Source organism: Rhodoblastus sp., from assembly GCF_052145335.1.
Taxonomy (GTDB): domain Bacteria; phylum Pseudomonadota; class Alphaproteobacteria; order Rhizobiales; family Beijerinckiaceae; genus Rhodoblastus.
The window spans coordinates 1-9171 of sequence record NZ_JBKQOU010000323.1; the positions used below are offsets into that span (position 1 = coordinate 1).

The following is a 9171-nucleotide window of genomic DNA, read 5'->3' on the forward strand; positions in this document are numbered from 1 at the left end:
TTTTTCGATGGTGGGCGCTGTAGGGTTCGAACCTACGACCCGCTGATTAAGAGTCAGCTGCTCTACCAACTGAGCTAAGCGCCCATCGAAAAAAAATCAGCGGTCGATGTTTCGTCGCCGCCGAAGCGAATGGGGATTTAGCAAAGCCGTGTCCCCATGTCCAGACTCTCCGTATTGATTTTGCAATTTTATGACCTTTTGCAATTTTGCGACAGATGCATTTTTGTCGCCCTCGCCAGCCCGGCGTGATAAGAGCGGAAAAGTCCGCTTTTCCCGGCCGCTCACGTTGCAGGAGCCGGGCAGGACCAAATACCAAATCTCACAGGTGAGATTTGGTTAGGAGCGAATGCGACGCCGAGCTTATGCGAGGGGCGCCGCCCGTAGGGCGGCAAAAAAATGTATAAGAGCGCAATGCACGACCAATCCAAAGCTTCTCTCCAGAATCCTGAAAACGTCACCGTGGCCGAGGGCGCGCGCGAAAAATTCATGGAGTTTTTGCAGCTGCCGCAACTCGACCGGCGCGGCTGGGGGCTGCTGGCGGGCCTCGTGGTTTTCGTCTGGCTCTCGACCGGTTTCTACAAGGTCCAGCCGGACGAACAGGGGGTGGTGCTGCGCTTTGGGGCGTGGGTCGCCACCAAGGAGCCGGGACTGCATTTCCATCTGCCTTGGCCGGTCGAATCGGTGATGCTCCCCAAAATCACGCAGATTCGCCAGATGCAGCTGGGCGTCGGGCTCAATGGCGCGATGGACCAGGCGCGCGACAAGCAGATGCTGACCGGCGACGAGAATATCGTCGAGGCCGATTGCTCGCTGCTCTGGCAGGTCAAGGACGCCGGCAAATATCTGTTCAATGTCGCCGAGCCGGACGCGGCCCTGCATATCGCGGCTGGCAGCGCGCTGCGCGAAGTGATCAGCCGTACCCCGATCCAGGCCGCCCTGTCCGACAAGAGGCGCGAGGTTGCCGAAGAAACCCAGTCCCTGTTGCAGGATATGCTCGACCGCGAAGGCGCCGGCATCCGCGTCGTTCAGGTGCAGTTGTCGCGTGTAGATCCGCCCGCGACGGTGATCGACGCCTTCAACGACGTGCAGCGCGCCCGCGCCGACCAGGAGCGCGCGCGCAACGAGGCGGAATCCTACGCCAACGATATCCTGCCGCGCGCTCGCGGCGAGGCCGAGCGCATCCGGCTTGACGCTGAGGCCTACAAGGCCCAGACGGTCAATCTCGCCCAGGGCGAGGCGCAGAATTACACCGCCATCTATCGAAGCTACGCCCTGGCGCCCGACGTCACCGCCTGGCGGCTCTATCTCGAAAGCGTCGACGCGATTCTGCGAAAGTCCTCACGGGTGATTGTCGACTCCTCCGGCAAGGGCGCGGCGCCGCTCGCCCCGTTCATGCCGCTCAGCGAAGTCAGGCCGGCGCCGGAAAGCCTCCGACCGCGCGAGGGGGCCGGCAAATGAAAGCGAAGCAGCTTTTTCCGCTTGGCCTCGCCGCCGCCGCCGCCTTGTTCATCGCGCTGTCCAGCTTCTACGCGCTCAACGAGGGCGATAACGCCTTGATCGTGCGGCTTGGCGCGCCGGTCGGCGTTGAAAAAACGCCGGGGCTGAAATTCAAGGCGCCCTTCGTCGACAATGTCATCGTCAACGACGCGCGCCTTCTGTTGCTGGAGTTGCCGTCGGAACAGGTGATCCTCGGCGACCAGAAGCGCATCGTGGCGCAGATGTATGCGCGGTTTCGCATTGTCGATCCGCTGCGGTTCTACCAGAGCCTGCGCAATATGGCGGAGGCGCGCGCGCAATTGGCGCAGGTGGTCTCGACAGCGATGCGCCGCGAATTCGGCCAGATCAACCTGCCGGCGCTGCTGTCGCCCCGCCGGCTCGAGGTGGTCCAGAACGTCCATGCCGACGTCAGCGCCAAATTTGCGCCGCTTGGCGTCGAGGTCACGGAAGTGCGGCTGCACCGCGCCGACCTGCCGCTGGAAACCAGCCAGGCGATCTACGACCGCATGAAATCCGAACGCCAGCGCGAGGCCAAGGAACTCCGCGCGCAAGGTTTCGAATGGGCGCAGCAGATCCAGTCGCGCGCCGATCGCGATCGCACCGTCATCCTGTCGCAGGCGCAGCGCAACGCCCGGATCACCCACGGTGAGGGCGACGCCGAGGCCAGCCGCCTGCTGGCGGACGCGCAGAAGGGCGATCCGGGTTTCTATCAGTTCTATCGCTCGCTGCAATCCTATCGCTCGGCGCTCGCCGACAGTGGCCCGGTGCTGCTGCTGACCCCCGACGCGGAATTTTTGCGCGCGCTCAAATCCGGCCCGGCGGAACCGCGTAGCAAGTCCGAGACTGGCAAGTGACCACGGCTGAGCGACATAAATTTGTCCGGCGTTGTTCCTATGCTTCGAAACGAAAGGTGTTTCGTTGATGGATGGCGCCGTCGCGGCATTCGATCTCGGCGTTCTGCTGCAAATCGTGTTTCTCGATCTGCTGCTCAGCGGCGACAATGCCTTGGTTATCGCGCTCGCTTGTCGAAGCTTGCCGCCCGAACAGGCGCGCCGCGCCGCCTGGCTGGGCGCCGCCGCCGCCATATTGTTCCGGTTGATCCTCACTTCCGTGACCGCCTGGCTGATCGAACTGCCTTACCTGCAGCTTCTGAGCGCCTTGCCGCTGCTGGTCATCGCCATGAATCTGATGAACGAGCATGGCCCGCATCACCTGCCGCATCCCTCGCCGGGGGCGGTCAAGGGCGGCATCGTCGCCGCCGCCGGCGTCATCGTGCTTTCGGACGCGACGATGAGCGTCGACAATGTCGTGGCGCTCGCCGCGGTTTCGGAGGGAAAATTCTGGCTGCTGGCTTTTGGGCTCGCCTTGAGCATTCCGATGATCGTGTTCGGCAGTTTCGGCTTCAGCCGGCTGATGCGGGCCTTTCCGCTGCTGGTCGACCTCGGCGCCGCCATGCTTGGCTGGGTGGCGGGCGACATGATCGTCGCCGATCCGCTGTTTCGCGGCTGGGTGAACCATCAGGCGCCGGCGCTCTACATTGCGCTGCCACTGGCCTGCGCGATTTTCGTGCTGGCGCAGGGCCGTTTCGCGCGCCAAAGGGAACACGCCAAGCGCCTTGCCGAAGTGCGGAATTATGTTGCGACCCTACCGAACGTTGCCGAACTGGCAAAAGGTGGTGAATTTGAAAAAAAAATAGAAGACAGAGAGTTAGAAGAGATATTGAATGTAAAGGATGATCTTGTTTCGCCCCCCGAGTCGGTGCCGGATGCAGCGGGCGCGGATCTCGCCGCTGACCTGAATAGCCCAAGCGGCGTCGCTTCTCGGGAAGGGCGAGCGGCGTCTCCACCTGTCGCATCGCCCTCGGCCGACGAAACGGCGGTGGAAGACACCGAGGCAACGGAAGCAGCGGGCGACCGCTTCATGGTGTTGGGACTGGTCGCGCTATTCGTGGTTTTTGGCCTGTTCCTCACCGTGACGATGCTGATCCCCGATTGATCGGACGACTCAAAACACCTCTTCGCCGGCCAGGGCGGCGATTTCAGCGGCGGGCAGGCCGTTGACCGCATAACCCAGTTTTCGGTTGAACTGCAGGGCGGCGGTCTGGGCGTTGAGCGCGGAAAAGCGTTCCGGCGCGCCGCGCGGACATTGAAAAGTCAGCACCATGCCCTTGCGTGCGCGAAAATAAGCTTCAAGGCGATGTTCGATCCGCGCGCTTTCCGCCGCGCTGGCGAAAATGTCGGTGATCACCGTTTCGTGCGCCGCCGGCGCGACGCCGACGCAGAAACGCCATTCCGCTGTCCACGCCGTTGCCGGCGCCGCTACGGCGAGCAGAAAGGCGAGGGCGGGCGCGCGAGCGGTCAAGACAGGCCTTCATGGAGCTCGAGCGCGCAGTTCAGTCAAAACTGGCGGCCCTGAAAATTGTCAGGTCGAAGTGTCGGCGACAGCCGTAAAAAAAGCGCTAAACATATCCGAGACTCCCGGGGAACCAGTTGTTTACTCGCTCAAGATACAATCAGGGCGTGTAATCAAACCAGAGTTGCGATTCGCTCATGGGTCTCGCCCTTGACTTCCCTGCGCAAAAAAAGCCGGCCGAGCCAAAGAACCTCGCGGGCGGGGGTTTTCGACAGGCGGCGTTCGGCCCGACGCCAGAAATGGCGAGGCGGATATCACAGCCCGGGATTGTCGGCGTCCTGTTGGTGTTCGACCTCCTGAATTTCTCGGCAAACGGCTTTCTCTCCGCTCTCGCCGTCACTGGTCCAGCGAAGGCGGACGGACTTTTTGCGGTCTGCGGCGTTTTCACGATGACCGCCGTCGGAATCTGGGTTCTGCACTGGCTGTGGTCCTATACGATCCGCGCTCCCGGCGACTTTTTGCGCCAGAGTTTCAATCTGCTCTTCGCTTTCGCGGCGGCCTTGGCCTTGTGGGATGCAGGCTGCGTGCTGGCGGGATTGGGCCAGGCGCAACTGGCGCTCCTGCGGCCCTGGACCCTGCGCTGGCTGGCCAGCGGCCTGGCCGCTGGCGTGATCGGACGCGCCCTGTTCACCCAAGTGACGGGGCGCTGGACGCGGGAAGGGCGTCTCGCCCGCCGCACCTTGATCGTCGGCGGCGGCGCGCCGGCTCTGGACGCGATGCGGCGGCTGGAGAAGTCGGGCAAAGGCGCGCTGCAGATCCTCGGCGTGTTCGACGACCGGGTCCAGCCCCGGCCGCCGGACGACTTCGGGCGCCATGAAAATCCGGGCCGCTACAAACATCTGGGCTCCTTCGCCGATCTCGAAGCTTTCTGCCGCGCTGAAAAGGTCGATCTCCTGGTCGTCGCCTTGCCGCTCTTCGCGGAAAACCGGCTTTTTCAGGTCCTCCAGCAACTATGGGTCTTGCCGGTCGACGTGCGGATTTTCGCACCCGGCGAAAAACTCCCGTTGCGCGGACGCGCCTATTCCTACATTGGCGACGTTCCCTTCCTGCCGGTTTTCGACAAGCCTTTGTCCGACTGGGCCGTCGCACAGAAAAATCTTTTCGACCGCACGCTGGCGCTGGTCCTGATTGTGCTGCTGTCGCCGCTTCTGTCGCTGCTGGCGCTAGGGGTCAGGCTGTCGTCGCCCGGTCCGGTTCTGTTCGTGCAGACGCGCTACGGCTTCAACAACCAGCCGTTCCGCGCCTATAAATTCCGCTCCCTCCATACCGCGAGTTGCGACCCTTCGGCAAAGATTCAGGTGGCGCGCGACGATCCTCGCGTGACCAAATTCGGCGGCTTCATCCGTCGAACCTCGCTGGACGAATTGCCGCAATTGTTCAACGTGCTCAAGGGCGACCTGTCGCTGGTGGGCCCTCGTCCGCATGCCCTGAGAGCCAAGGCGGCGGGAATGATCTACGAGCGGGCGGTGGAAGGCTATTTCGCGCGCCACCGGGTCAAGCCGGGCATGACCGGATGGGCGCAGGTCAATGGCTGGCGCGGCGAAACCGATACGGTCGAGAAGATCGAACAGCGCGTCGCCCACGATTTTTATTATATCGACCACTGGTCGCCGTGGCTGGACATCAAGATCTTGGCGAAAACGCCGCTTGCGGTGTTGTTTCCCAAGAACGCCTACTGAGGCGAGGTTTCGTCGGTGTCGTCGGCGAGCCGCACGATAATGTCGACGCCGACGATCTTCTTCCCCTTGGGAGGCTGGATATTCAGTTGAGGAGTGAGGTCGACCGGCATGTCGAACAGCACAGCGTCGTCTTCGTCGAAGAAATGGCAATGCGAGCCGGTCTTGGTGTCGTACCAGACTTTCGAGCCGTAAAGCGCGATCTCGCGGACAAGTCCGGCAGCGACGAACTGATGCAAGGTGTTGTAGACGGTGGCGCGCGACAGCGGCATGCGCAGCGCCTTGGCCTCGGCGAAAAGCTGGTCCACCGTGACATGACGATCGCCGGCGACGAACAACAGGCTGGCGAGGCTCACCCGCTGGCGCGTCGGGCGCAGTTCGACGTCGCGCAACTTGGTCCGAACCAGGCGGGCGAGGGCGCCGTTTTTCCAATCATATGTCGGCTTTGCGACAACCCGGCTGACGGCCGTGCTGCTGTTTTCCTGTTCCATTGCCGTCATTTTCTTCCTCATCCGCGGATTTTAACACATCGCCGCGATTCTTTGAAAGGCTCTAAAGTAGCGTCTGGGGATTTTGCCGCGCCCCGCGACGCCAAGACGCAAGCATGGCGCCAAACCGCCTCTTGACGCGCAAGCCGATAAAGACACATAAGTTTCACGATAGCCAAGGGGAGCCTCGCCAAGAGGCTGAGAGGCTGGTGGCGCGGGGAGAGACCTGCGGCCCGGCGACCCTCAAAACCTGATCCAGTTCGGACTGGCGGAGGGATGGCGTGAACCGGAGCTTTTCCCTTTCGGTCCCCGCGCGCAATCTCCCTTTTCCGCTTCGGACGGCCCAAAGAGTTGGAGGGCGTGACATGCGCATCCGGGTAATCGGCGCCGGCGCGGCGGGGCTCACCGCTGCCTACGAACTTCTCCAGCGAGCGCGCGAAACGGGCCGCGATCCGATGCTGGAAATCGTCGAAAAGGCCGACAAAGCCGGGCTTGGCTGCTCCTTTTACGCTGGCGGCATGATCGCGCCGTGGTGCGAGGCGGAAAGCACCGAGCCGCTCGTCGCCAATCTCGGCGTCGAGGCGCTGGAGTTCTGGACGCGCATCGTCCCGGTCGCCGAGCGGCGCGGCAGCCTGGTGGTGGCGCGGCCGCGCGACCGTTCCGAACTGGTCCAGTTTTCCAAGCGCACCAGCCATTTCGCAACCCTGGACCGCGCCGGCCTCGCCGCGCTGGAACCCGATCTCGCCGACAATTTCGAACTGGCGCTTTATTTCGCCGAAGAGGCGCATCTGGCCCCCCGCGCCGCCATGGCGGAACTGGTCCGGCTTCTCAGCATCGAACCCAACGTCGTCTTTCGCTATGGCGTCGACGCCGCCACCTTGCCGGACGATTGCGACTGGACGCTGGATTGCCGGGGTTTCGCGGCAAAACCCGATCTAACCGGGCTGCGCGGCGTCAAGGGCGAGATGATGATTTTACGCTCGGCGGACGTGAAGCTTTCGCGCCCGGTGCGGATGCTGCATCCTCGCCATCCGGTCTATATCGTGCCGCGGCCCGACGGGACTTTCATGGTCGGCGCGACCATGATCGAGAACGAGGAGCGTGCGCGGGTGACGGCGCAATCCCTGGTCGAACTGGTCAATTCGGCCTTCGCCATTCATCCGGCTTTCGCCGAGGCGGAAGTCGTCGAGACCGGCTCCGACGTGCGCCCGAGTTTCGCCGACAACCTGCCGCGAATAAAACGCGAGGGGCGCCGGCTTTATCTCAACGGCCTTTACCGGCACGGTTTCCTGCTGTCGCCGGCTCTGGCCAGCCGCGCGGCGCGCGTAGTGTTCGACGAAGCTTATTTTCCGGAGGTGATGGATGAGACGGTTAAGCCTCTTGGTCAACGGCGAGCGTCTTGACGTCGGCGCGGAAAACCTCGCCGCGCTGATCGCCGAACTCGATTATCCGCCGGAACTGGTCGCCACCGCGGTCAACGAGCGTTTTGTGCGCGCCAAGGAGCGGGAAACGACCATGCTCGGCGAGGACGACCGCGTCGAAATCCTGACCCCCCGGCAGGGAGGCTGACATGGACGTTGCGTCCACCGGCGACCCGTTACATTTTTATGATGTTGCCCTCAATTCGCGCCTGCTGGTCGGCACGGCGCTTTATCCCTCGCCGGCGATCCTCGCCGAGGCTTTGCGCGCGTCGCGGGCGGAAGTGGTCACCGTCTCGCTGCGCCGCGAGGCCGGGGGTGGGCGCGCCGGCGAAAGCTTTTGGGAGCTGATCCGCGCGCTCGGCCTTCGCGTCCTGCCCAATACCGCTGGCTGCCGGACGGTCAAGGAAGCGGTCGCCACCGCGCAAATGGCGCGCGAACTTTTTGGCACGCCCTGGATCAAGCTCGAAGTGATCGGCGAAGAAGACACCTTGCAGCCCGACGTGTTCGGGCTGGTCGAAGGCGCCAAAATCCTGTGCGCCGAGGGCTTTCAGGTGTTTCCCTACATGACGGAAGATCTGGTCGTCGCGGAGAAGCTGCTCGACGCCGGTTGTCGTGTGCTGATGCCCTGGGGCTCGCCGATCGGCTCGGGGAGGGGCCTCAACAATCTGTTCGGCCTGCGCGCCCTGCGCGCGCATTTTCCCGATGTCCCGCTGGTGATCGACGCCGGGCTCGGCGCGCCGTCGCAGGCGGCGCAGGCTTTCGAACTCGGCTATGACGCGGTGCTGCTCAATACCGCCATCGCCCGTGCTGGCGATCCCGTCGCCATGGCGCGCGCGTTCAAAGCCGCCTGCGAGGCGGGACGCGGCGCTTTTCTCGCCCAACCGATCGAGCCGCGCGACATGGCCGCCCCCTCGACTCCGGTGCTGGGAAAAGCCTTCACATGAAGCTCGATCCTTTCTACCCGATCGTCGATTCGCTCGACTGGCTGCGCCGCCTGCTGCCCTGCGGCGCGCGTTTCGTGCAATTGCGGGTCAAGGACAGCGGCGAGGCCGAATTGCGGGAGACCATCGCCGCCGCGAAACAGCTATGCGCCCGCGCTGGCGCGCAGCTTGTGGTCAATGACTACTGGCGCCTGGCGATCGATCTCGGCTGCGATTTCATCCATCTCGGCCAGGAGGATCTTGTCTGCGCCGACCTGCCGGCGATCCGGCGGGCGGGCTTGAAACTCGGCCTTTCCACCCATGACGAGGCGGAACTGGAGACGGCGCTGGCGGCGAAACCCGATTATGTCGCGCTGGGGCCGATCTTTCCCACTCTATTGAAGAAAATGCCCTGGGCGCCGCAGGGGCTGGAGAGGATCGGGGTCTGGAAGCGCAGGATCGGCGATCTGCCTCTGGTCGCCATCGGCGGCCTGACGCCCGAGCGCGGCGTGGAAGCCCTGCGCGCCGGGGCCGACAGCGTGGCGGTCGTCACCGACATCACGCTCAATCCCGACCCGGAGGGACGGGCGCGACAATGGGTTGCGGCGTTGCGAAGCTTGGCCTGAGCCAATCCGTAATTTTGCGAAAATCGCGCCGAAGCTGACCTGGAGTCGGTTGCGCCTGGGTCGAATCGCAATCGACTCCAGTGGTCGAAACCTGACGCTTATTTCCCATCCCGGAATGACCCAGAATGGCG

10 protein-coding genes, 1 tRNA gene and 1 riboswitch are annotated in these 9171 nt (G+C 63.5%); of the genes, 8 read left to right on the forward strand and 3 right to left on the reverse strand.

Translation table 11 applies throughout. The annotated features are described in order from the left end of the window. Nucleotides 1-8: 8 nt before the first annotated feature. Nucleotides 9-84, reverse strand: a tRNA-Lys gene (locus tag ACLP2E_RS20020). Between the two features lie 312 nt (nt 85-396). On the opposite strand from ACLP2E_RS20020, the gene hflK reads away from it, so the two are divergent. The 3 genes from hflK (at nt 397) to ACLP2E_RS20035 (ending at nt 3492) form a co-directional block, all read left to right on the forward strand. Next, entirely contained in the window at nt 397-1458 is a 1062-nt protein-coding gene (gene hflK / locus ACLP2E_RS20025; protein ID WP_442463729.1) for an FtsH protease activity modulator HflK, read from the forward strand. Beyond that, on the forward strand, nt 1455-2351 hold the full coding sequence (hflC, locus tag ACLP2E_RS20030; protein ID WP_442466909.1) for a protease modulator HflC: 897 nt from the start codon (nt 1455-1457) through the stop codon (nt 2349-2351). Before hflK ends, hflC begins: the two co-directional genes overlap by 4 nt. A gap of 67 nt (nt 2352-2418) precedes the next feature. Further along, the gene (locus ACLP2E_RS20035) at nt 2419-3492 is read left to right on the forward strand and encodes a YjbE family putative metal transport protein (RefSeq protein WP_442466910.1); all 1074 of its coding nucleotides are present in this window, start codon (nt 2419-2421) and stop codon (nt 3490-3492) included. Nucleotides 3493-3501: 9 nt separating this feature from the next. Here ACLP2E_RS20035 and ACLP2E_RS20040 read toward each other — a convergent pair whose 3' ends face one another. Next, complete coding sequence (locus ACLP2E_RS20040; RefSeq protein WP_442461500.1) at nt 3502-3858, reverse strand: hypothetical protein; 357 nt, start codon at nt 3856-3858, stop codon at nt 3502-3504. Between the two features lie 188 nt (nt 3859-4046). Between ACLP2E_RS20040 and ACLP2E_RS20045 the strand changes: the two genes are divergently transcribed. Continuing rightward, complete coding sequence (locus ACLP2E_RS20045; protein ID WP_442466911.1) at nt 4047-5588, forward strand: undecaprenyl-phosphate glucose phosphotransferase; 1542 nt, start codon at nt 4047-4049, stop codon at nt 5586-5588. Here ACLP2E_RS20045 and irrA read toward each other — a convergent pair. Next, a complete protein-coding gene (irrA, locus tag ACLP2E_RS20050; RefSeq protein WP_442461502.1) occupies nt 5582-6085 on the reverse strand; it encodes an iron response transcriptional regulator IrrA in 504 nt (167 codons plus the stop codon). The genes ACLP2E_RS20045 and irrA overlap by 7 nt on opposite strands. 156 nt (nt 6086-6241) lie before the next feature. Then, nucleotides 6242-6367: riboswitch (TPP riboswitch) on the forward strand. A 71-nt stretch (nt 6368-6438) separates the two neighbouring features. Here irrA and ACLP2E_RS20055 point away from each other — a divergent pair. Genes ACLP2E_RS20055 through ACLP2E_RS20070 form a run of 4 tightly spaced genes read left to right on the forward strand, consistent with a single transcriptional unit; the run spans nt 6439 to nt 9040 of the window. Beyond that, entirely contained in the window at nt 6439-7476 is a 1038-nt protein-coding gene (locus ACLP2E_RS20055) for an FAD-dependent oxidoreductase (RefSeq protein ID WP_442466912.1), read from the forward strand. Continuing rightward, complete coding sequence (gene thiS, locus ACLP2E_RS20060; protein ID WP_442464158.1) at nt 7436-7642, forward strand: sulfur carrier protein ThiS; 207 nt, start codon at nt 7436-7438, stop codon at nt 7640-7642. Before ACLP2E_RS20055 ends, thiS begins: the two co-directional genes overlap by 41 nt. Before the next feature lies 1 nt (nt 7643). Continuing rightward, nucleotides 7644-8438, forward strand: coding sequence for a thiazole synthase (locus ACLP2E_RS20065; protein ID WP_442466913.1), 795 nt, complete (start codon nt 7644-7646; stop codon nt 8436-8438). Further along, the gene (locus ACLP2E_RS20070) at nt 8435-9040 is read left to right on the forward strand and encodes a thiamine phosphate synthase (RefSeq protein ID WP_442464156.1); all 606 of its coding nucleotides are present in this window, start codon (nt 8435-8437) and stop codon (nt 9038-9040) included. The genes ACLP2E_RS20065 and ACLP2E_RS20070 overlap by 4 nt, the downstream gene beginning before the upstream one ends. The last annotated feature ends 131 nt before the right edge of the window (nt 9041-9171 follow it).